Source organism: Staphylococcus simulans, from assembly GCF_002902285.1.
In the GTDB taxonomy this organism is placed as follows: domain Bacteria; phylum Bacillota; class Bacilli; order Staphylococcales; family Staphylococcaceae; genus Staphylococcus; species Staphylococcus simulans.
This window is the reverse complement of sequence record NZ_PPRU01000035.1, coordinates 60,572-84,647: the sequence shown is the minus strand read 5'-3', so window position 1 is coordinate 84,647 and position 24,076 is coordinate 60,572. Positions and strand designations below refer to the sequence as shown.

The 24,076-nt window shown below is 36.1% G+C and carries 21 protein-coding genes and 3 pseudogenes; 7 read left to right on the top strand and 17 right to left on the bottom strand.

All coding sequences use genetic code 11. The features are described from left to right. The 4 genes and pseudogenes from CD112_RS13990 to CD112_RS13980 all read right to left on the bottom strand — a co-directional run. Positions 1 to 841, bottom strand: a pseudogene (locus tag CD112_RS13990) (SdrD B-like domain-containing protein); the annotation flags it as partial. Positions 842 to 973: 132 nt separating this feature from the next. Next, positions 974 to 1,078 (bottom strand): annotated as a pseudogene (locus CD112_RS13985) (hypothetical protein); the annotation flags it as partial. 60 nt (positions 1,079 to 1,138) lie between these two features. Continuing rightward, positions 1,139 to 2,587 carry an Ig-like domain-containing protein gene (locus CD112_RS08580; protein ID WP_373364860.1) on the bottom strand — a complete coding sequence of 483 codons (1,449 nt, stop codon included), beginning with the start codon at positions 2,585 to 2,587 and terminating at the stop codon, positions 1,139 to 1,141. Positions 2,588 to 2,727: 140 nt separating this feature from the next. Beyond that, positions 2,728 to 2,878: pseudogene (locus CD112_RS13980) on the bottom strand (YSIRK-type signal peptide-containing protein); the annotation flags it as partial. A gap of 585 nt (positions 2,879 to 3,463) precedes the next feature. Between CD112_RS13980 and bioB the strand changes: the two are divergent. Then, on the top strand, positions 3,464 to 4,474 hold the full coding sequence (bioB, locus tag CD112_RS08575) for a biotin synthase BioB (protein ID WP_103364161.1): 1,011 nt from the start codon (positions 3,464 to 3,466) through the stop codon (positions 4,472 to 4,474). 58 nt (positions 4,475 to 4,532) lie between these two features. On the opposite strand, the gene srtA is transcribed toward bioB, so the two are convergent. Further along, positions 4,533 to 5,141, bottom strand: coding sequence for a class A sortase SrtA (gene srtA, locus CD112_RS08570; protein WP_002479841.1), 609 nt, complete (start codon positions 5,139 to 5,141; stop codon positions 4,533 to 4,535). Between the two features lie 154 nt (positions 5,142 to 5,295). Here srtA and CD112_RS08565 point away from each other — a divergent pair, with 154 nt between their 5' ends. After that, on the top strand, positions 5,296 to 5,535 hold the full coding sequence (locus CD112_RS08565) for a hypothetical protein (RefSeq protein ID WP_002479842.1): 240 nt from the start codon (positions 5,296 to 5,298) through the stop codon (positions 5,533 to 5,535). A 50-nt stretch (positions 5,536 to 5,585) separates the two neighbouring features. Here CD112_RS08565 and CD112_RS08560 read toward each other — a convergent pair whose 3' ends face one another. After that, entirely contained in the window at positions 5,586 to 5,891 is a 306-nt protein-coding gene (locus CD112_RS08560) for a hypothetical protein (RefSeq protein WP_002479843.1), read from the bottom strand. Between the two features lie 202 nt (positions 5,892 to 6,093). Here CD112_RS08560 and CD112_RS08555 point away from each other — a divergent pair, with 202 nt between their 5' ends. Continuing rightward, positions 6,094 to 6,720: an FMN-dependent NADH-azoreductase gene (locus CD112_RS08555; RefSeq protein WP_002479844.1), complete on the top strand. Its 627-nt coding sequence runs from the start codon at positions 6,094 to 6,096 to the stop codon at positions 6,718 to 6,720. A gap of 256 nt (positions 6,721 to 6,976) precedes the next feature. On the opposite strand, the gene CD112_RS08550 is transcribed toward CD112_RS08555, so the two are convergent. The 3 genes from CD112_RS08550 to CD112_RS08540 all read right to left on the bottom strand — a co-directional run bounded on the left by CD112_RS08550 (position 6,977) and on the right by CD112_RS08540 (position 10,468). After that, complete coding sequence (locus CD112_RS08550) at positions 6,977 to 7,936, bottom strand: cation diffusion facilitator family transporter (RefSeq protein WP_002479846.1); 960 nt, start codon at positions 7,934 to 7,936, stop codon at positions 6,977 to 6,979. Positions 7,937 to 8,031: 95 nt separating this feature from the next. Further along, positions 8,032 to 9,462, bottom strand: a complete 1,431-nt coding sequence (locus CD112_RS08545; RefSeq protein ID WP_103364160.1) for a phosphate--AMP phosphotransferase — start codon at positions 9,460 to 9,462, stop codon at positions 8,032 to 8,034. 136 nt (positions 9,463 to 9,598) lie between these two features. Further along, positions 9,599 to 10,468 (bottom strand): fructosamine kinase family protein, encoded by an 870-nt coding sequence (locus tag CD112_RS08540; RefSeq protein WP_002479848.1) that lies wholly within the window; start codon positions 10,466 to 10,468, stop codon positions 9,599 to 9,601. 204 nt (positions 10,469 to 10,672) lie between these two features. On the opposite strand from CD112_RS08540, the gene CD112_RS08535 reads away from it, so the two are divergent. Beyond that, positions 10,673 to 11,698 carry a PTS sugar transporter subunit IIC gene (locus CD112_RS08535; protein ID WP_057510020.1) on the top strand — a complete coding sequence of 342 codons (1,026 nt, stop codon included), beginning with the start codon at positions 10,673 to 10,675 and terminating at the stop codon, positions 11,696 to 11,698. A gap of 96 nt (positions 11,699 to 11,794) precedes the next feature. On the opposite strand, the gene deoB is transcribed toward CD112_RS08535, so the two are convergent. Further along, entirely contained in the window at positions 11,795 to 12,988 is a 1,194-nt protein-coding gene (gene deoB, locus CD112_RS08530; RefSeq protein WP_103364159.1) for a phosphopentomutase, read from the bottom strand. Between the two features lie 33 nt (positions 12,989 to 13,021). Beyond that, positions 13,022 to 14,323, bottom strand: a complete 1,302-nt coding sequence (locus CD112_RS08525; RefSeq protein WP_103364158.1) for a pyrimidine-nucleoside phosphorylase — start codon at positions 14,321 to 14,323, stop codon at positions 13,022 to 13,024. Between the two features lie 266 nt (positions 14,324 to 14,589). Between CD112_RS08525 and CD112_RS08520 the strand changes: the two genes are divergently transcribed. Beyond that, the gene (locus CD112_RS08520; protein WP_031262648.1) at positions 14,590 to 15,585 is read left to right on the top strand and encodes an NADP-dependent oxidoreductase; all 996 of its coding nucleotides are present in this window, start codon (positions 14,590 to 14,592) and stop codon (positions 15,583 to 15,585) included. A gap of 110 nt (positions 15,586 to 15,695) precedes the next feature. Here CD112_RS08520 and CD112_RS08515 read toward each other — a convergent pair whose 3' ends face one another. The 4 genes from CD112_RS08515 to CD112_RS08500 form a co-directional block, all read right to left on the bottom strand. Beyond that, a complete protein-coding gene (locus CD112_RS08515) occupies positions 15,696 to 16,097 on the bottom strand; it encodes a sporulation protein (protein ID WP_002479853.1) in 402 nt (133 codons plus the stop codon). 213 nt (positions 16,098 to 16,310) lie between these two features. Beyond that, entirely contained in the window at positions 16,311 to 17,066 is a 756-nt protein-coding gene (pflA, locus tag CD112_RS08510) for a pyruvate formate-lyase-activating protein (protein ID WP_057510118.1), read from the bottom strand. Between the two features lie 109 nt (positions 17,067 to 17,175). Next, entirely contained in the window at positions 17,176 to 19,425 is a 2,250-nt protein-coding gene (gene pflB / locus CD112_RS08505) for a formate C-acetyltransferase (protein ID WP_002479855.1), read from the bottom strand. Positions 19,426 to 19,704: 279 nt separating this feature from the next. Next, entirely contained in the window at positions 19,705 to 20,076 is a 372-nt protein-coding gene (locus CD112_RS08500) for a DUF488 domain-containing protein (protein WP_002479856.1), read from the bottom strand. Positions 20,077 to 21,318: 1,242 nt separating this feature from the next. On the opposite strand from CD112_RS08500, the gene CD112_RS08495 reads away from it, so the two are divergent. Next, a complete protein-coding gene (locus CD112_RS08495; protein ID WP_002479857.1) occupies positions 21,319 to 21,759 on the top strand; it encodes a LytTR family DNA-binding domain-containing protein in 441 nt (146 codons plus the stop codon). Further along, positions 21,756 to 22,214: a DUF3021 domain-containing protein gene (locus tag CD112_RS08490; protein ID WP_057510022.1), complete on the top strand. Its 459-nt coding sequence runs from the start codon at positions 21,756 to 21,758 to the stop codon at positions 22,212 to 22,214. Before CD112_RS08495 ends, CD112_RS08490 begins: the two co-directional genes overlap by 4 nt. A 64-nt stretch (positions 22,215 to 22,278) precedes the next feature. On the opposite strand, the gene CD112_RS08485 is transcribed toward CD112_RS08490, so the two are convergent. Then, positions 22,279 to 23,019, bottom strand: a complete 741-nt coding sequence (locus CD112_RS08485; protein ID WP_002479859.1) for an epoxyqueuosine reductase QueH — start codon at positions 23,017 to 23,019, stop codon at positions 22,279 to 22,281. 73 nt (positions 23,020 to 23,092) lie between these two features. Continuing rightward, entirely contained in the window at positions 23,093 to 24,007 is a 915-nt protein-coding gene (locus CD112_RS08480) for a DUF5996 family protein (protein WP_002479860.1), read from the bottom strand. Positions 24,008 to 24,076: the final 69 nt, after the last annotated feature.

Here is a 24,076-nt window from a genome sequence, read left to right as displayed (position 1 = left end):
CATATTTACCGTTCGCATCTGTAACTGTCGTTACTGTTGATCCGTCTGGTTTTGTCAATGTTACTGTTACGCCTTCGATACCCACTTCGTTCGAGTTTTGGATGCCGTCTTTGTTTGAATCTTCCCATACATAGTCACCTAAGTTGTATGTCGCTGGAACTGGTTCTGGTTCAACAACTGGTTTGAAGAAACCGCTGTCGATTGTGTAATCATCAGCATTATTGATGACAACTGTAGTTGTTGTACCGTTTGAATCAAGCGCTGTTAAATCGCCTTGATTTACAAGTGTTGCTTCATAACCTGCTGGCGTTGAGAAGTTAACTGTGTACTCACCGTTTTCTAGGCCAGTGAATTCATATTTACCGTCAGCGCCTGTTACTGTTGTTTCAGTCGTGCCGTCTGGTTTTGTTAACGTTACAGTTACGCCTTCGATTCCTACTTCGTTAGAGTTTTGGATGCCGTCTTTGTTGCTGTCTTCCCATACATAGTCACCTAAGTTGTATGTCGCAGCTACAGGTTTATAGAAACCAGAGTCGATTGTTAAGTTATCCGCACCATTAATTGTTACAGGTACAACTAAACCATTTGAGTCTACAGTGCTATCTGTTCCAGCATTTTGTGTAGTCGGAACATAGCCTTCTGGTGTACTAAATTCTACTGTATAATCTCCGTTATTTAAATCTGAGAATAAGTAGTTCCCATATCGGTCTGTTACTGCTGTATTGATAATGTTACCGTTAGCATCTTTAAGAGTAACTAACACGTTTGAAATTGGTGTTTCTCCACTATCTTGAATACCATTTTGGTTAGTATCTTCCCATACATAGTCACCTAGTCTATAAGTTTCAAGTGTTCCGTCTCCAGTACCTGAACTATTTTCAATTACAAAGCTGTTATCAAAGAAATAGCTTGCTGTGTAACCAGATTGATCTGTTGCATAGAGAGTCGCTCTAGTTGTTAAATTTGAACTATAAGTCGGATCGAATTGTGAATCCATAACTACTACATACGGATTATCAATCACACCGAAATTAATAATCATATCACCATTTGCATTTGTATAAATACTTCCGTTATTTTGGAAACTTTGTGCTAAGTCTTGGTAACCTGCAGCTTCAAAATCATAGCTATCAGGTAATTAACTTGGGTCTGGAACTTCATAAATATGGAAAGTTGTATAGTCAAAGCCAATTAGCGCATTACTGTTACCGTCTTTTGGAGCCATAACTAGAGCTGCACTGCTTAAGTTTAAATCAGTTGGGTTGACATAAACCACTTCAGTAAAATCGTTAGTTGTATTTGTCGCATCAACATTTGTAATCATTGAATCAACGTATGCCGGATAAACCCCATGTTCGTGTGAATCATATGCATATGTGATTTGTGTATTAAATGTTTCACCAGCTAAGTTATAAGTTAATGGGTATGTTCCATAATCTTTCGCTGTATTACGATCCGCAAACTGCGCTAAACTAAAGCTCCCTGATACATCTTCTTTATCATTAACCCAGTCAGTAAAGGTATAAGTTAAAGTTTTAGTAGTTGTGTCGTAAACACCGTTTGCAACTACATATCCTGATGGTGATAATAACTCAGTTGTGAATTGATTGTTAGTATTTGTATAATCTAGTTCCCCATCCATATTTGCATATGTTGGCATTTGTACAGTGAAATAGTCTCCACCTTGCACTGTTCCATTAACAGTATAATCTGCATTCAATCGGAAATTACCACTTTGGTTAGGGTCAATCTGTTCTGTTGAGATTGTAGGATTTGAAATAGTAACTAAATCATTTACATTCGTGCCTGTTGCTGCTGCTAATGTTGTGAATGTTGTTGGTGATGCTGACATTAAACTGAATGAACGTGACATTGGTGTTGTTTCAGCTGTCGTTTGAATTGTGTTTGCATCTTTATTATCAGAAGATTGTTGCAATAATTTGTATGTTGCTAGTTCAGGTGAATCAGCACTTGTAACACCAGCTTGTGCAGCTAAATCACTTGATTGTAAAGATGTATCTTGAGTAGTACCTGCATCTGTAGTTGTATTTGAATCAGCAGCTGCAATGACTTGTTGAGTCGGTTCAGTAGATGAGACAGTATTTTGTTCAGCACTTGGTTCAACTGTTGACTTATCAACCGTTTGGTCAGTAGAACCTTGAGTAGTTACAGGTTCTTCAGCTGTTTGAGCAGAAGTCGTATTTGAAGTGCTTGATGTATCTGCTGATTTTTCTTGTGTTGTACTGCTTGGTTCTTGTGCAGAAGTTGTAGGTGCATCTACTTTATCTGAAGTTGATGATTGTGATGATGTATCAGAAGTTGATTTTTCTTGTGTTGTAGAAGTTGTTGTATCAGCCGACTCTGGTGCTGATTGTGATGATGTATCTTTTGTTGTCGATGATGTATCTGTTGAAGATGCAGTTTGGGAAGAAGTGTCTTGTTGTGGAGCATCTGACGTAGTTGTTGTATTTGTATCATTATTAGTTGTTGTATTTTGTTCTGGTGTTACAGTTTCACCAGTTGTAGGTGCATCTGTAGTTTTTGTATCAGTTTGTGGTGCTGTTGGTTCAGCAGTTTTATCAACCAGTTGGTCAGTTGATTGATTAACTGTAGTTGATTGTGTTTCTTGAGTCTGTGCAGCATCTTGTGTTGGTGCAGCATCTTCTGTTGGTTGTGATGCTGGATCACTAGTCGAACTACCTGACGTTTGGTTGCCAGTAGAATCAGTTGTTCCTTCTGCAGCTCTTGCTTCGTTTCCAATTCCGAACAATAAAGTTGCTCCAACGATGATAGAAGCTGTTCCTACAGTGAAACGACGAATCGAATATTTATTTTGACGTCTTGCGTCAAAGCCTCGCGAATGTGAATTATTTCTCATTAAAGATATAACCCCTTTCCAATATTAAAAAATTTCCCATGTCCAATTGTTACATATATTGTTTACCACTTGCCTAAGTTTTCAAAAAACTAGTGTATGTAAATATTAGCATAGTTTCAAAAAACTTTGTATAACTATTTATTTATATTTCGTAAATTTTGTAGAACCACACATTTCAACAACAAAAACTTAACTGCATGAAATTTTTTGGTTGAATGTATAATTATGTTAATGAAAAATCATCTGTAAGTCGGTCAAATCTACACGATGCAATTGAACTCAATTTATTTCGTTTATATATATTACTACAATGATTTGAGTTACTTTACTCTATAGTTTTCTAATTAAACCTAAATATAAATCATTTGCGTCCTTAATAAAGCGTTTACATTTGTCACAATTTAGACACATTTAGATGATTTCTTTTGTATTTTTTGATTTAAATGTCCTAACTTTGACAATTTAAATATTGTAAAACATCCCTTTCACATAAAAATCTTCACTTGCATATCCTTCTGCACAAATGCAAACTTAAAATATTAATAAGTTTACATATTGAATTTCACTATAAAGGAGATCTCGATTATGCAAATTGCACAAGATATTTTAAACGGTAAATCACTCACTAAAGAAGAAGCCTATAATTTATATACAGATAAATCTATTGATACGATGACATTATTAGATGAGGCTTATGCTATTCGAAAACATTATTACGGAAAGAAAGTAAAACTGAATATGATTTTAAATGCGAAGAGTGGTATCTGTCCTGAAGATTGTGGGTACTGTGGTCAATCAAGGGATATGAAAAGAAAAGACCGTTATGCTTTGATTCCTGAAAATGACATTGTGGCTGGCGCAAATGCTGCTGCTGAACATCAAATAGGTACATACTGTATTGTGATGAGCGGTCGTGGTCCTAGTGATAAAGAAGTTGACCATATCACTTCATCAGTGAAACAAATCAAACAAACGCATCCTGAATTAAAAGTTTGTGCATGTTTAGGCATCGCAAATGATGATCAAGCACAACGTTTAAAAGATGCAGGTGTTGATCGTTACAACCATAACTTAAATACAAGTGAAAATTATCATGATACTGTAGTCACAACCCACTCCTATGAACAACGTGTGAATACTGTAGAAATTATGAAAGCACATCATATATCACCTTGCTCTGGCGTTATCTGCGGCATGGGTGAAACAGATCAAGATAGAATTGATATGGCCTTTGCCTTAAAAGAAATTGATGCAGACAGTATTCCTATTAATTTCTTACATCCTATTCAAGGCACAAAGTTCGGAGAGATGGACGAACTTACACCTATGAAATGTTTACGAATCATTGCTTTATTCCGTTTGGTTAATCCAACTAAAGAAATTAGAATTGCAGGCGGACGTGAAATCAACTTACAATCACTCCAACCTTTAGCATTACTAGCAGCTAACTCAATTTTTGTAGGTGATTACTTAATTACAGGTGGTCAGCCGAATGAAATGGATTATCGCATGATTCAAGACTTAGGTTTTGAAATTGATCACAGTAATTTACCTGAAGATACTGCCGAACAAATCACACAGAAATTAGAAGCATAATAGTAGAAACATAAAAAAATAGACCTGAGACTGTTATCGTTGTCTCAGGTCTTTCTTATTATGCAACTCTTTCAGCAGTATAAATACTACGTGTTTCCCACTCGCCAGTTTGTGGATTATAATCATCACATGTAATTAATGTTAATTGATCTTTTTTCTTTTTCTGTTCAGCTAACACACTAATTTCAGTAGGTTTTACGTCTTTAATCTTTGTGATTTTATATTTACGTGTTTCTTTGCCGACCTTAAAAGTGACTTTTGCACCTTTTTTTACTTTGTGTAAATTTGTAAATTGATAGTTGCCTGATGTATTTGTATGACCGGCAATCGCTATGTTTTGTTGATCTAATGATTCATCCTCTTCGGCTAAGCTGACACCTCTGTTTAATTGTTCAGGTGTTGCTTCACCAGGATAAACCGCTTCTTTAATATTCACACTTGGTATATCAATATACCCTACCAATTGTGATTTATCTTTAGGAACTTGCGGCACTTCTTTTTTCTCTTGTTTTTTTGAGGCTTGTTGTTTATCGTATTGTTCTATTTTCGCTTCATTTTCTTTACCAGCTATAAAGTGGTTGATTTGTGGTTTAAACACCATAAAGATGCCCGCTAAAATAAGTAAGACACCCACTAATGTAAATAACCGTGATTTCCATTTACCCATTGTAAACCTCCTAATTCAGTTCGACTCATGCTGTGAATTTCATTCATTATAACATGGTTTTCAATATTCATATAGAGCAATGCGCTCACTAGCAATCACAATAAAAATGTTATACAATTAATTAGATAACAAACTATTTTCAAGGAGAAAGACGATGTGGAATTTATTTAAAGGAATCGTTTTTATATTAGCACTTATCGGAACTTACAAAGTATGGCAAGAAGGCAATTATTTATCTAACTTCCTACATTTCTATGGTCAAATTTTTAATGGTACTTTCTTAAGTCAAATTCAACAATGGTCAGATAATCAACCTTTACTTCAAAACCTTGAATATTATACTGAACAACTTCCTTCACTAGATGAAATCAAAAATTTTCTACATTTAACATAAAATCATCATTTATAAAGCCTGTCACTTACTTTATAAATGATGATTTTATTTTATTGTTGCTTATGGTGTTTCAACTTCATAGATTCTTTATATGCTGCATCAGCACTTTGAAAATGCGGACTGCGAGGAATGACTTTATTTTCGACAGCTGTCTCATATGCGCCTAACTTTTGTGCTTCTGTTTTCTTCGGATCATTAAAGAATGCTTTTAATTGTTTTTCTGTTGTTATACCTTTGACTTTATATTTTTGTGTTGCTGCTGCCTTCGCATCATTCTGCATTTCAGCTTTAATCGTATACAAACCTGAACCCACTACTAACAAAAATAATAATGTACCGATGATTAAATTCTTCATCACTTCACCTCTAGGTATGAATTTCAAAAATATTATAAACCTAACCCTAGAACACACTCCACTTTAAACTTACTTGTTCACTAAATCTACTTATTTCATTTCTTTAAGATGCACCAAAAGTGAAAACTTTACCCTTTACATATAGTAATTGTACCTAGTATAATAAATATATCTTACATTACATGAAAAAGGATGATTATTAATGTCACAAGTTTTATATATCACTGCACACCCATTAGATGAAATGGTTTCTAACTCAATGGCAGTTGGAAAAGCTTTTATTGATACTTACAAAGCAGAACACCCTGAAGATGAAGTCGTTCACATCGACTTATTTAAAGATGAAGTACCTGAAATCGATGCTGAAGTATTTTCAGGTTGGGGTAAATTACAATCTGGCGAAACATTAACAGATTCAGAACAACAAAAAGTTAACCGTTTAACTGAACTTGTAGATCAATTCGTAGCGGCAGATAAATATGTTTTCGTTACACCAATGTGGAACTTATCATTCCCTCCTGCAGTTAAACGTTATTTCGACGCAGTCGCAGTTGCTGGTAAAACATTCAAATACACTGCTGAAGGTCCACAAGGCTTATTAACAGATAAAGCAGCATTGCATATCCAATCACGTGGCGGCTACTACAGCGAAGGTCCAGCAGCTGACTTTGAATTAGGCGACCGTTATATCCGTACTATCCTAGCATTCATGGGTGTACCTGATATTAGTTTAATCGCAATTGAAGGTCACAATGCAGAACCAGAAAATGCAGAAGAAATTAAACTAAATGCGATTCAACAAGCAGAACAATTCGCAAAACAATTTTAATCATATAAAAACGGGCAACCTTAATGGCTGCCCGTTTTTTATTATTTATCTTCGTTTTTCTTTTCTAATTTTTCTTTTTGCTTTTTCGCTTGCTCTTTAGTTTCGTCTACTACGCGTCCTTGGATTGAACCTTTTTTCTCTTCAGCCATAATATAGCCTCCTTTAGTTATGTTTTGTCTTATATCAACTAAACAAACGGTTGAATTTTATAACCGTACTTATTATATTACCCAAAAGAGAATTGAATCACACATATTTATGCTTTTTCATCTTCAAATTGCTCAAAATAATTTTCATCTAAGTGATTCAAATCTAGATGTTCAATCTGTAACGTTGTATGATGTAAGCCATACTTTGTTTTTAATAATTGCTCTAACTGGTTGATGATGCGATATGCATCCTGGCTATCTTTACTATCTAATACCACATGTGCAGATAATGAATACTGATCAGAAGTTACACTCCATAAATGGAATTCATGCACATCTAAAACATGTTCTGCTTTTTTCATATCATCCATGATTTGATCGACATCTAAACCTTCTGGCACAGATTCCATTAAAATCATCCACGCATTTTTCAAAATTTTATAACCACCATTTAATAAAACTGCTGAAATGACAATACTTAAAATCGGGTCAATCATTTGAATACCAGTCAATTTAATTAAAATCACTGCTAAGATGACACCCACTGAATTTAATAAGTCACCAAAGAAATGCCATAATGCACTTTGAATATTGATATTTTCTTCAGATTTTAAAGAATGATACAGTAACCACGTTAATACAATATTAACGATTAAACCAATTACCGCAATCACTAACATTAGTCCACTTTCAATTTCTCTCGGGAAAATCATACGCATAATAGCTTCATAAAAAATCCACAGTGAAATCACTACAAGTGCCAGTCCGTTCAAGAAAGCAGCGATAACTTCGAACCTTAAAAACCCATAAGTAAAACGGTCAGTCGGCTGCCTGCTTGATAAATAAATTGCGACCATTGATAACCCCAGTGCTAAAACGTCACTGAGCATGTGGAAGGAGTCTGATAAAAGTGCCAGTGAGTTCGACACAATACCTCCTATAAATTCAACAAATGTAAAGAATAACGTAATAATTAAAGATAACCACAGTGTTTTCTTAGAACTTTGTTGAATTTTGCGATGTTCCACATGATGAAAATAATAGGTTCTAGAATAATTTCTCGCCATTATTTTCTTCTCCCCCTTCTTGCCATTGTTTCTTTTCTATCCATTGACAATATATCCCGTAATTAACTTTATACTTCACACTAGTATATCAGTCTTTAATCGTGGTGTACGCCCCACAAAGCAGTTTCACATGTTTTAATAATACGTTTTAATACCGCAATACGCGCTGTTTTCTTATGATCAGCTGGCACAACATACCATGGTGCATTATGAGTATCGGTTTTTTGAATCATATCCGCACTGGCTTCTAAATATAAATCCCACTTTTCACGGTTGCGCCAATCCTCATCCGTAATCTTCCATTGTTTATCCGGATTTTCTTCTCTAGCTTTAAAACGTTCTAACTGAACATCTTTATCTAAGCTTAAGAAGAATTTTAACAGAATTGCTCCTTCATCTGTCCACATTTTTTCAAAGTCATTAATTTCATGATAAGCACGTTGCCATTCATCCGTTGTCGCAAAACCTTCTACACGTTCTACCAGTACACGGCCATACCAACTGCGGTCAAAAAGTTCAATATGTCCTGTTCGTGGCATATCTCGCGCAAAACGCCATAAGTATTGGTGTGCAAGTTCAACATCTGTAGGTGCACTAATCGCATTGACTTCATAACCCGTCGGATCAAGTTTCTCACGAATGCGTTTAATATTACCGCCTTTACCTGCCGCATCCATACCTTCAAACACTAAAATTAATGGAATTTTTCGTTCATATAACGCAAATTGAATTTCTAACATACGTGCTTGAAGTTTTTCTATTTGTGTTTTGTACTCTGATTTACTGACTTTTTCTAATGGATTATCGAAAACATCTGTTGTATACCCTTCAGTAAATAAACCATCACGTGTTTGAACACGTTCGTGATAAGCTTTAATCGCTTTTTTAAGGCGTTTGATAATGTGTTCATACATTAAAATAGTAGCCGCTTCTCCATCCGTATAATCAATAATCTTCCAATCTTTTTGAGTTGGATCTTGAAGAATTTCACGCATTTCTTCAAGATAAATATCATCCGGAATAACATTTTCATATTCTTGTGCTTTCCATCTTGTAAGAGGATTTTCTTTCGTTTGTCTAATATGTTCTTGGCGTTTTTGTTCATCAATTTCAATATAAAATTTAATGATTTCGTATTGGTCGTTTTCAAGCATCGTTTCAAAAGCATCAATTTGATCACGCAATACATGATAATCTTTGTACTGTAAATGCTTAATCCCATTTACTTTGTAATCAATATAGTGCGCATACCAGCTACGGAAATAAATATTAATATCTCCTTTGCCTGGTAATGTGTTCCAATACTTTTGTAAGAATTGGTAACGTAAATTTTCTGGTGTCGGTGATGCGGTCGCAATAAAGCTCGAGTATTTCGCATCCAAAGTTAATAATAATTCATTAGATAAACGTGTTTTCCCTGCCGCAGGTACACCCTCGAAAAGAATCATCACTGGAATTCCTAATTGATGTGTTGTTCTTGTTAACTCAGATGCTTCTAACTCTAGGTCTTTAATCTTAGTTGACATTATTCTCACCCCATTTTTAAACTTACTTATAAATTAACATTTTTTACGCTTGAAATGGACAAAGGAGTAAAATTCCACCAGAACAAAAGCTATGTAAAAAGCGACCTACTTTACCAGTAAGTCGCTATGATTCCAATTAGAAGTTGGCATCACTTAAAATTTTATCCATTGAAGCATCTACACTGCCTTCATACATTGGACCGAATTTCACTAAGTGTACTAATAATAAATAGAATTTATAGAATTCAATACGTTGATACGCACCTTCATCTAAAGGATAAGCTTTATCATAAGCTTCATAGAATTCTTCTGAGAAACCACCGAATGTCGTTGTCGCTCCTAAATCGAATTCACGATCGCCATACATTGGAGCTGGATCAAAGAGTGCAGGTTCACCATTTTCTAAGAACATATAGTTGCCGCCCCATAAATCACCATGTAATAGCGATGGTTTACTTTTGTGATTGTCTAATGCATTCACAATCACTTGACGTACATTATCAAATTTATTCAATTGATCGACGTTCCACAATCCTTTTTCAACGACCACTTCTCTTAAATGATCCAATCTGCGGTTCACAAAGATTTCTTTCCAAGAATCTGTCCATTCATTATTGAAAGAAATATCTCTGCCTTCATAAGGGTGGTCGTAACCAAAACGTTTGTCTGGATTATGGAAATCATGCAATTTTGCGACCAATTTACCCAGTTCTGCTTGGCTGCCTCGTGGTCCCTCTTCTAGCCAACTTAATACTAAATAAGCATCTCCATCAATTTCACCATTCGCAATCACACGCGGTGCAGTAACTTCCGCATACTCAAAATCTTTCAACCCTTCTGCTTCTGCCGCATAGAAGTCATAAGAAGTATTCGGTTGTACTAATAAGAAGAAAGTTTCATCATTTTCAGTATCAATACGATATGCATCATTCACGTCACCGCCTGCGACAGGTACAATATCTTTAATACCTGAAATCGGTAAATTTTGTTGCCATAACTTATCCATTATTTCTTCCCCCGTTCTAAAATGTCTCATACATAATATATACCACTTATCTTATAATTATAACTTGCTTTTATTAACCCTCTTCTTAGGAACATGACTTTTGTTTATTTCTTTTTACAATAGCGTGTTATTCAAAATAACAATCTTTTTTGCAGTTGCTTTTATGCTATACTAATGACAAATAATTGGAGGGTGAAATCCTAAATGAAAAAACTTCTACATCGTTGGTTTATTCAAGGTCTAAGTTATATGACCTTAGGCCTATTCGGTTCACTTATTATCGGTTTAATCTTACAAACTATCGGTAAACAAACTTTGTTTCCTGTTTTAAATTTACATTTTTTATCTGAAATCGGCACGGTAGCAATGGGCTTAACAGGTGCCGCAATCGGTGGTGCCATTGCCTATGGTTTAGGTGCACAACCTTTAGTTGTCTTTTCTTGTATCATTGTCGGTTCACTCGGCTATGACAAGTTTGGAGGCGGTGCAGTAGGTGCCTTCGTTGCCACTTTAATCGCCACTGAATTAAGTCGTTTTTATGCAGCTAAAACGAAAATTGACATTATTATCTCACCATTACTTACTTTAATTATTGGTGGTGCAGTGGCTAAATTTATTGGACCATTCTTAAATGACTTTATGGTGTCACTTGGTAAAATGATTATGCTTGCGACTGATCAACGTCCGCTTGTGATGGGCATCTTAGTCGCAGTGATTTTCGGTCTAGCTTTAACAGCACCGATTTCAAGTGCTGCTTTAGCTTTAATGCTAGATTTATCTGGTTTAGCCGCAGGTGCCGCAACAATCGGTTGTTGTGCACAAATGGTCGGTTTTGCGGTAACGAGCTATAAAGATAATGGCGTCGGCGGTATCATTTCAGTCGGTATCGGTACAAGTATGTTGCAAGTACCGAATATCTTAATGAACCCCGCAATACTTATTCCACCGACACTCGCAAGCGCAATTGTCGCTCCAATCATGACGACACTCTTCCCAATGACTAATAATGCGGCAGGTGCAGGGATGGGAACGAGCGGTTTTATTGGACAGATTATGACGATAAATACCATGGGTGCTTCACTTCACACTTGGATTTTAATCGGTGTTTTCCAAATTGCTTTACCTGCCATCGTCAGCTACTTGCTTTATAAAGTGTGTCGTAATGCAGGATGGATTAAAGATGGTGATCAGAAAATCCATATTGGTGACAAACGCACTTCAAATTCATAAACACAATTAAATATACATCATAAAAATAACGTTCTATCCTGATTACTTGGATAGAACGTTATTTTGTATTTACACTAACTTACTTATGAAATTCAGTTATTCTGTTTCAACACCTAATTCAGATAAATAGCTGCGTCCGAATTCAGGCATTGGTACATTAAAGTTATCTGCGATTGTCGCACCGATAGAACTGAACGTTGTATCACCGCTAAGTTCATGTGCTTTATCTTTTAATTTAGGACTATAGAACAATACTGGAATATATTCACGCGTATGGTCTGTACCAGGCGCAATCGGATCATTACCATGATCTGCAGTAATAATGACTAAATCATCTTCTTGCAGATTTTCAAAAAGTTCTGGTAGACGTTCATCAAATTCTTTGATTGCTTGCGCGTAACCATCTTTATCACGACGATGGCCATATAACGCATCGAAATCTACTAAGTTTAAGAAACTGAGTCCAGTAAAGTCATGTTTAACAACTTCAACAAGTTGATCCATACCATCCATATTATTTTTTGTACGTACCGCTTTCGTTACACCTTCACCATCATATATATCATTGATTTTACCAATTGCGATGACATCGTAACCATTATCCTTTAATTCATTCATGACAGTACGACCAAATGGTTTCAATGCATAATCATGGCGATTTGACGTACGTGTGAAATTACCTGGTTCGCCCACATAAGGACGTGCAATAATACGTCCAATTAAATATTTAGGATCTTTCGTTAATTCACGGACCTTCTCGCAGATATCATAAAGTTCTTCTAAAGGAATGATATCTTCGTGTGCCGCAATTTGAAGTACAGGGTCAGCTGAAGTATAGACAATCAAATCACCTGTCTTCATTTGATGTTCGCCCCACTCATCAATAATCTGCGTACCAGAAGCTGGTCGGTTCGCGACTATTTTACGTCCTGTCATATCTTCAATTTCTTTAACTAGTTCATCTGGGAAACCTTCAGGATAAACTTTAAATGGCTGCATGATGTTTAAGCCCATAATTTCCCAATGACCTGTCATTGTATCTTTACCAACAGAAGCTTCGCTGAGTTTTGTATAAAAGGCTTCAGGATGTTCGACTTCATTAACAACTGGTAATTGATCAATATTACCTAATCCTAAACGTTCTAAATTCGGTAATTTTTGTTTAAATCCTTCTAATGTATGTTTTAAAGTGTGGCTGCCTTCATCGTTGAATGCGGCCGCATCTGGCCCTTCTCCGATACCTACAGAGTCCATCACAATTAAATGTACACGTTTAAATGGAGTTGTCATACTCATTCGCTCCTATCTTTCTTTATTTCAAATTTATTCAGTAATCACCGTATGAATCAATGTCGGTGCTTCACCTGTTTGCGCAATCGTAATATTATCATAGATTTTAGCTTTGACATCATCAATGGATTCCGTATTACTGTAAACTGTCATCAGGCTTTCGCCCTCTTCAACTTTGTCTCCGACTTTTTTATGCAGAACTAAGCCGACAGCTAAATCTATTTCATCTTCTTTTGTTTGGCGTCCTGCACCTAGCATCATAGACGCAATACCCATTTCGTTCGCCACAATCTCAGTGACAACACCGCTTGATTTGGCTGGAATGTCAATTTGGTATTTGGCTTGAGGTAATAATTCAGGATGGTCTACTACTTCTGTATTACCCCCTTGATTGCCTATGAATGTGCGGAATTTATCTAAAGCTGCACCGCTATCAATAGCTTCTTGAAGTAACGTACGTGCTTCATCTAATGTTTCAGCTTTACCGCCGAGCAAGACCATTTGAGAACCAAGCGTCATTACAAGTTCAGTTAGATCTTCTGGTCCTTCACCACGTAATGTATCGATTGCTTCTTTTAATTCAAGCGCATTACCAATCGCATTGCCGAGTGGTTGACTCATATCAGAAATAATCGCCATAGTTTGTCTGCCGACATCATTACCGATTTTAACCATCGCATGTGCCAATGCTTTCGCATCATCTAACGTCTTCATGAATGCGCCGTTACCTGTCTTAACATCTAAAACAATCGCATCGGCACCCGCCGCAATCTTCTTACTCATAATAGAAGATGCGATTAATGGGATAGAATTTACTGTACCTGTCACATCACGCAATGCATAAATCTTCTTATCGGCCGGTGTTAAGTTACCTGATTGTCCAATTACTGCTAATTTATCTTCATTTACAAGACGAATGAACTCATCTTCTGAGATTTCTACATGGAAGCCATCAACCGCTTCTAATTTATCGATAGTACCGCCTGTGTGTCCTAATCCACGTCCGCTCATCTTAGCAACTGGTACACCCACTGCCGCAACGAGTGGCGCAAGTACTAATGTCGTCGTATCTCCTACGCCGCCTGTAGAGTGTTTATCAACTTTAATCCCTTCAATTTTGGATAAATCAATCATATCTCCTGAATGTACCATTGCCATGGTTAAAGCAGCACGCTCTTCATCATTCATATCTTGGAAATAAATTGCCATCGCAAGACTCGACATTTGATAATCTGGGATGTCACCATTCGTATAGTGTTCGACCATCCAATTAATTTCTTCAGTCGTTAATGCCTTGCCGTCCCTTTTCTTATCGATTAAATCCACCATTCTCATAATACTGTCACTCCTTCAAGTATTCTCTTTCATCTGTGCTTTGTGACACTTGCTTACTTATATTTTACCATGAGAATACATCAAAACGAGAATGAAATGAATAGAGAATGAGTCAAAATCAAAAACAATTATTTGCGCCAAGAATATAAATAACACAATTTCACAAGCTTGTGAAACATAGATTAAACTGCGTATTTCTAGGGAAAGTAGGTGTATAATAAAGTAAATTAGAAATTGGAAGTGTTTAGGGTATGGCAAAAGTGAAAATGCGAGCAATCATCAATAAAAAATATGGCAAACATGCCAAAGCAGAATTAAAAGAAATCAAACGACCTAAAATCAAAGACAATCAAGTGCTTATTAAAATACATGCGGCAAGTGTCAATCCGGTCGATTTTAAAATTGCGCAAGGCGGTAAAATGCGCCTCTTCTTTAATTATAAAACACCTTATATTATGGGACATGATTTTGCGGGGGAAATCGTGGAAGTCGGCAAGCATATTTCTGCATTCCAAGTCGGTGACAATGTCTATGGCTTAAAAGCAGGTGCTTTCGCAGAATATATTACGGCTACGCAAAACCAAATTGCGGCAATGCCAAATCACTTAAGTTATGAAGAAGCTGCTTCTATTCCTATGGCAGGTTTAACTTCTTACCAAGCTTTAAATGACGTCATGCATTTAACCAAAGATCAAAAAGTTTTAATCCAAGCAGGCTCTGGGGGCGTTGGTTCTTTTGCGATTCAATTTGCGAAAGTATTAGGCGCTTACGTTGCGACAACAACCAGCAGTAAAAATCGTGAGCTTGTCAAAGATCTCGGTGCTGATAACATCATCGACTACCGTCGTCAAAACTTTACTGATAGTTTAACCAACTATGATGGTGTTTTTGATACGTTAGGCGGCGAAAACTTATTTTCAGCATTTAAGATTTTAAAACCTTTAGGTAAAGTGGTTTCTATCAGCGGCATTCCTGATGCGCAAACCGCGAAAGATTTGAAACTCTCTTTATGGAAACGTTTCTTATTAAAATTTGCGGCCCGTAAAGTTCATCGTGCAGCACGCCAACATCACGCTTCATATCACTTTATCTTTACACGTGACAGTCGTTCACAACTCAACAAAATCAGACAATTGATTGAATCAGGTAAAATCAAACCTGTGTTAGACTTAACTTTTGATTTTGAAGAAACAGATAAAGCTTTAGAATACATTCAACAAGGCCACGCAACTGGCAAAGTGGTCATTCGTATTTCAAGATGATTTGAAATACAAAAGCAAACATAAAAACACCACATCACTTTTATCACAAACCTCAACCTTTGCGATAGAAATGATGTGGTGTTTCTTTATATACTTCAAATAATTATAGTTTATTGAATTGAAATTTCAGCGTCTTCTTCTGCGTCAGCACCATTATCAATATAAACATAAGTTCTGAGCGTCAACGCATCTGTATCTTTTTGGAATTCATAATTCTCTAGTGGAAATTCAAATGGTTTCTCCACTGTTTGTGCTGCTTCAACGACTTGTTCACTATGAATTTCATAGACTTGTAAAACATTTTCCATTTCATCAAAGTCACTGTGTTCTGTTTCATTTTCTTTGTGTTCGATTAAAGATAATTTAATTTTAGAGATTTGTTGATCCGCATCTCCGCCTTTTAATACGACTTTACCTTTAATCAATTCATTAGCATCAAACACATCTTTTTCTAAACGTGTTTCTACTGTTAATGCACCTACACCTAATGATGTTAAGATTTTTTCAAACATAGTATGCCCTCCTTGAAATGTTGTGAAGTTTTATCCTCTCGACTTATTTATCTCTTCCCTAACTTTAAGTCGTTTAATTCAAAAACTGATTCATTAGATTTGAACAACAACTTTATCTTAAAAAAGAATTTCATCTCATGTCAATCTAAGCATATTGAAAAACAGACACATAGAAAAATTCATTCTAAGCGTCTGTTTTTTTAGTTCTAATATTTATACACTAACTGGAGTGATACCTTTAAAGTTTACTAAATCGTATGCACGTACAACTTCTTCTGTTGTCGGTTCGATTACACCTTCAAGTGGATATTCAAGTTCTAATGCTTCGTACTTATGCACACCAAGTTGATGATAAGGTAAGATTTCAAAGCGTTCTACATTCTCAAGTGAGTTAATAAATTCACCGAGTTTAATTAAATCTTCTTCATCATCAGTATAACCTGGTACAAGGACATGGCGAATCCAAACAGGTTGTTTTCGTTCTGACAACATCTTCGCAAATTTAATAATATGTTCATTAGGTTTACCTGTTAATGCGATATGTTTTTCATTATCAATATGTTTTAAATCGAGCAAAATCAAGTCAGTATACTCAAGCAAATTATCTAAATGGGAAAGAAATGCTTTTGTTTCATTCACACAGCCTGCCGAAGTATCAATGCATGTGTGAATATCTGCTTTTTTAAGCTCTTTAAATAATGCTTCTACAAATGGCATTTGAAGCAAAGGTTCGCCACCGCTGATTGTGACACCTCCGCCAGAGACAGTAAAGTAAGGACGATATGGAAGAATCTCATCCACTAATTCGTCAACTGTCGCTTTACGGGATGCGTCAGTCAAACCCCAAGTGTCAGGGTTATGACAGTACAGGCATCTTAACAAACATCCTTGCGTAAATATAATATAGCGAAGGCCTGGGCCGTCAACTGTCCCTAAACTTTCTACTGAGTGAATTCTTCCTTCCATAATAATCGTCCTTTCTTTTTGTTTCATGATCCATATTACTCTTATTTTTTATACGGCATACTTTTTATTCATAATAGGCATCAAGCCGCAATAAATGCGGCTTTTACCTTAATTACATTCTTTCGTGGAATGTTCTTGAGATAACATCTAGTTGTTGTTCTCTTGTTAATTTAATGAAGTTAACTGCGTATCCAGATACACGGATTGTTAATTGTGGATACTCTTCAGGATGTTCCATTGCGTCTAATAATGTGTCTCTGTTAAATACGTTGATATTTAAGTGGTGACCATGTTGCATTGCATAACCATCTAATACAGAAACTAAGTTATGGTTTTGTTCCATATCTGTTTTACCTAATGATTTAGGCACGATACTGAATGTATTAGAGATACCATCTTTACAATATTCGTAAGGGATTTTCGCAACTGATGATAATGATGCTAATGCACCGTGTTCGTCACGTCCGTGCATTGGGTTAGCACCTGGTGCGAATGGTTCGCCTTCTTTACGTCCATCTGGTGTATTACCAGTTTTCTTACCATAAACAACGTTTGAAGTGATTGTTAAGACACTCATAGTATGTTCTGAATCACGGTAAGTTTTGTGTTTACGTAATTTTTTCATGAATGATTTTACTAATTCTACAGCGATATCGTCTACACGTTTATCGTTGTTACCATATTTAGGGAAGTCGCCAGTTGTTTCGAAATCTACTGCTAAGCCATCTTCGTTACGGATAGCGCGAACTTCACCGTATTTGATTGCTGATAATGAGTCTGCAGCTACTGATAAACCTGCGATACCTGTTGCCATTGTGCGCATAACATCTGTATCATGTAACGCCATTTCAATACGTTCGTAGCTGTATTTATCATGCATGTAATGGATGATGTTTAGAGAGTTGATATAAACGCCTGCTAACCATTCCATCATTTGATCGAATTTCGCATACACTTCATCGTAGTCTAAGATTTCTGAAGTTACTGGTACGAATTCTGGACCTACTTGTTTACCTGATTTTTCATCTTTACCGCCGTTGATAGCGTAAAGTAAAGTTTTCGCTAAGTTAGCACGTGCACCGAAGAATTGCATTTGTTTACCGATACGCATTGCAGATACACAACATGCGATACCATAGTCATCGCCATAGCTTTCACGCATTAAGTCATCGTTTTCGTATTGGATCGCACTTGATTTGATACTCATTTCAGCACAGAAAGTTTTGAAGTTTTCTGGTAAACGTTGTGACCATAAAACTGTTAAGTTTGGTTCTGGAGCTGGTCCTAAGTTATCTAATGTGTGTAAGAAACGGAATGAGTTTTTAGTAACCATGTGACGTCCGTCAATACCTACACCACCGATTGATTCAGTTACCCAAGTTGGGTCTCCTGAGAATAATTCGTTGTAGTCAGGTGTTCTTGCAAATTTTACAAGACGTAATTTCATAATGAAGTGATCCACAATTTCTTGTACTTCACGTTCAGTGATGTCACCATTTTGTAAGTCACGTTCTGCATAGATGTCTAAGAATGTAGAAGTACGTCCTAAACTCATTGCAGCACCGTTTTGTTCTTTGATTGCTGCTAAGTATGCAAAGTATAACCATTGAACTGCTTCTTTGAAGTTTGTAGCTGGTTTGCTGATGTCATAACCATACATTTCAGCCATTGCTTTTAATTCATGTAATGCACGGTGTTGTTCAGATAATTCTTCACGTAAACGGATTGTTGCTTCGTCCATTTCAGTAGACATGTTATTGAAGTCTTTTACTTTTTCTTCAATTAAGTAGTCCACACCATATAATGCTACACGACGATAGTCACCGATAATACGTCCACGTCCGTATGCATCTGGTAAGCCTGTGATGATACCTGCTTTACGACAAGCTAACATTTCTTTAGAGTAAGCATCGAATACACCTTGGTTATGTGTTTTACGAATGTCAGTAAAGATTTTTTCAGTTTCTTTATCTAATTCATAACCGTATGCTTCACAAGCTGCTTTCGCCATACGAATACCACCGAATGGTTGCATTGAACGTTTGAATGGTTTTTCAGTTTGAACACCTACAATTTGTTCAGTGTCTTTGTTTAAGTAGCCTGCATCATGTGAAACGATTGTTGATGCAACTTTAGTGTCCATATCCCACATGCCGCCACGATCGCGTTCTTCTTTAGATAATTCCATAACTTGTTTCCATAAATCACTTGTTGCACGTGTTGGTGATTCTAAGAATGATGAATCGCCATTGTACATTGTGTAGTTCAATTGAATAAAGTTTCTAACATCCACTTCTGAAGTCCATTTGCCAGTCTCAAATCCTGCCCATGCTGATTGTTTTCTTGATTTTGGTTCAATCATTGATATCCCTCCATGGATAATGTGTATTTTAGGTTTATTGTTTGTTCACCTTTTCACATAATATTATACCTTTACTTGTGAAATAAATCACTAAAATATGAAAACGTTTTAATAAACATGTGTCAAGGTTGTGACTCTGTTAGATTAAGTGTTACATTCAAAAATCACTGTATTATAACAGTAAATTTTTAATTGCAAATAAAAAACAATCCAGTAAAGCGTTATATGCATTACTGGATTGCTTCAATATTTATTCAATGATTACTGGTTAATTTAACGTTACTTGTATCCTTGATCTTTCAAATAAGATTGTAAGACAACAGCTTGATTATGTTTTTCATCTTTAGCGCCAAATAGAATAATCACATCTTTACGTGCATCTTTAACCATGCCTTCTAATGTTTTGAGTTCTTCATTTTGTTCATCATTGTTTTCAAGTTCTTTGATATATTTCTTTTTAAAGTCTTCGAACTTATCTGCATCATGGTTGAACCACTCTCTTAATTCTTTTGTCGGTCCGATATTTTTTAACCATTCATCCAAATTCGCATTTTCTTTTGAAATACCACGTGGCCAAACTCGATCCACTAATACACGTACACCATCGTCTTCTGCTTTGTCATCATAAATGCGTTTTACTTTGATTGCCATACAAGTATCCTTCCTTTCAAACAATAATCAGCACTTTATATTTATTATACCCTTGTCCTATATACACAAACGACGCTCATTTCTTATTTTAATAGGAAGAAACACAATATTCCATATTGTATACAATCATTCTGTGGTGGTACAGCGCTTACATAGTACAACAGTAAACTGTACAGTTTCACAATAACGTCACAACTCTAAAAAGTTATGCACCATTTATAGTGATTTTAATCACAACTCATGTTATTGTAGTATGTGAAATAGATAACAAAGTTGTTTCAAGCGATAATGTTGTTCAAGAGACCCCTGAGACACGAACAACAGATAGATGAGCGCTTTAAACAACGCTATCTATTTAATATTTTAATTTGGCGGCATTATTTTACGATAATGCGACGCTTTACAGTGAACGAGTACATCTCAGAACAACAACCTAGAAATGTCATTGGCAGGAACACCGTGGTAGGATTTCTGTCATGTTGCTGCATATTTCTTTAAAGATGTTCCCCGCATCCTAAAGAAACATGTATCAATTTTAGTATATTTCAGGAGGTGAGTTGCTCATATAAGCGAAAACGAAGACAGGATTACCCCATCCTAATTTCGATGCTGACATATTCGAATCATATTAAACTTTGATGTGTTTCCCCTGATACATCAAATTAACAACAAAATTTCAAAACAGCTGCATTTTAAAGTAAGTGGCTCCCCAACCATTTACTTAGTATACTCCCAACTTTCGTAAGCGGCTGTAAGGAATGATGTGCCCCGATAATATGAATCGAATGCACGAGCTTATCTCTAAAAATGAGTCGTAGGTATATTCAAAAGTTGAGCATTCATGAAACAGATAGATTGGATGACAGAGGATTCAACGTCTGCATGTCATACATGCTCAATCCACTCCTTAAAAATTGTAGGCAAAGTAAGTAATAAGAATGATAACCAATCATATTGATGAACTCTGATAGAAATATACTAAATGGTTAGTCTCAATACACTTTCCCCTGAGTGTATTGAACAATGAGTAAACTCCTTAAAAATTGATATTGTTATTACAAGTACTAGAAATGATTCCCCTTCATTTCTAAAATCACTGTAATGGAGAGAAGGTTTCCCCAGACCTTCTCTCTTTTTTTGTTTTTTAACCACTTGTCGTCCCCTTGATACCACATGTATCAAAACTATTCTCATAATCATCAAGCTCTGCTTTAATAGAATTAAAGAGAGGAGCGAGTGCTCATGAAAATCAATTCCTATTTTGATCCGACTTATCCTGAAGAATATGTTGATATTTACGCACACGAACATTCCAAAACAGTCGATGCGATTATACAAGCTGCACAACAAACATCAACCATTCAAACTTTAACAGGCAAAGAAAATGATAAAACATACCGCTTCCCCATAGAAGATTTCCTCTACATCCGTTCAGAACAGCGCAAACTCTTCGCCTATACAACCTCGCATCGTCTGCACATTCAACAGCGCTTTTATCAGCTAGAACAATCCTTGCCAAAGGATTTCATCAGAATCTCACAATCAGAAATCATTAACATGCATAATATTAAGCACTTAAGCTTAAGTAAAAACGGTATGATTCATATCGAAATGAAACATGGTGAAGCAACTTATTCCTCACGACGTTATTTAAAACAATTGAAAGCGAGGTTATTCCAATGAAACATATGATTAAACAATTATGTATCGGTTTTATGGTTGGCATAACGATAGGTATCACAATGTCTCTTATCTTCTCGTTTATTTTTGCGCAAGGTCAATACGAACCCTTATCACCCGTTTCAACAATGGGAATGTACTATCATACACATCTTTCTGAAGTGATGACCATGTTCGTATGTGTCATCATATGGGGATTAATTGGTGTACTCTTCACACTCGCTGAAATGATTTATTATAAAACAGATTGGAGCTTGCTTAAAACAACACTCGTCCATTTAGTACTCTGTTATGTTGGATTCTTACCGCTTGCGATGTTAGCTGGATGGTTCCCGCTCGATTTATTAAATATCTTGGTATTTACACTCATCTTCCTCTTCATCTACAGTATGATTTGGATCATCAACTATATTAAGAATAAACGCTTAGTCAATGAGATTAATCACAAACTCAAATAAAAAAAAAAGCTCCCGATAAAGGATTCACTGTATCAGTGCCTGCCTCATCGGGAGCTTAATTGATTTATGATTGTGTAGTTTCATTGTGCTCAAGCTCATCAAAGAAAGCTTGGGCTGCTTTATTCACTTCTTTAAAGTCAATCCCTTGTGCTTGTGCCGCAAAAACACAGCCACAATAACATTGACGATAAATATTATAGTCTCGACACATTTCTAAAGAACGTTCATAGCCTTTATTTTTTTTGAAATCACTCGGTAAATAATTAACATCATATAATTTTTGAACTTCTGATCCTATTTCATTAATCAACTGCGCATTTTTCTTTGGCGATAATGTTAATGCGCTGCCGAAATAATCATAACCATATTTGACAGCCGCTTCTGCCACCATATCCAAACGCATTTCAAAACATGCCGTACAACGTAAGCCGCCTTCTGGTTCATCTGTCACACCACGTTCTTTCGCCATCTTCATAAATTCATGCGGCTTGTAAGGGGCTTCGATATAGCGGACATTTGTCCCATTACGTTCATTGAAATCTTTAATAAATGCTTCTTGTACATACGCACGACGTTCATATTCTTTCTTTGGATGAATATTCGGGTTCGCAAAATAAATCGCCACATCCGCATACTGTGTCAAAAACTCTAACACATACGTACTACAAGGCGCACAACAACTGTGCAATAAGATTTTAGGACGTTCCTCTGAGCGCTCCCATTGCTGTATCATTTTCTTTAAGACTCTATCGTAATTGATTTTTTGATTTTTCATCTTGGCTACAATGCCGTCCATTTCAATCATGGATGTCTTCGCTCCTTCTTAGTTGAGAATTTATATGTACGTTTATTATAACGGAATTATCATAGATGTGCTATTACTCATGGTCTGATACGTTATTCTTCGGCATATTCAATGGAATCGTATAATGTGACGTGTCTTCCCAACCTTGGTGCTCAGTAAAGATTTCAAAGCCGCGTTTAAATGTTTCATCTATCGTATCTAATTCATCTAAATCACCGCGTTGTAACTCATAAACAAATTCTGTTAATTGTTTACTGAAATAAGCGCCTTCTGGTAATGTACCTTCATACGTAAAGTCAGCATCTACGAATGGATAAGGTAAGACGAAGAAAGTAGGTCCTTCAAAGTTATCATCACCGAACCAGAAACCAAATTCTACAAAACGTTCATCGAAACAACCATATTCAATCACTTGGCGTGGTTTGAATGTTTCATGCATTTCGTTATACACCACTAATGTTGATACATCGAATGTTCCCCAGAATAAACCAGGACCTTCTACACGTGCACGTAAAGGGTGCACAAAGCGTTCTAATGCACGATTCGCATACTGAAAGAGTTGGATAGCTTTCACTGCTTTATCATGGTCATAATGGTGATGTTTCGTATCTTCATCAAATGGTGTTTTATCTGCCAATTCTTGAGGTTCTGGATTAATGTCAACTTCAATATCAAACTCTTTAACTGTTCCTGTGATTTGTTTGTAGTAGTCTTGAACTGTTTTACCATCTTGTAGTGGGAAGGTTGTCATATCTTCATTCACACGCACTTCGATTTGATCGTCTAATACGTTCACGCTGATTGAGAAATATTTTTCACCAAAATACAACATCCCTGTCGTAAAGCCTTCAGGTGTAATATTTAAGACTACATGTTCCCATTGAGGTGCTTGATAAGCACACGCTAATTTATATTTACCTAGTATTTGCGCAATTAAATGTAATGTTTGATGCTCTTCTTTCCAATCTTGATACTTTAAGATTTCCATGGAAATACCTCCTCTTTTTCTTACCTCTACCCCTTTTTATCAGAGAAATGTAAAAGAAACCGCCGAAGC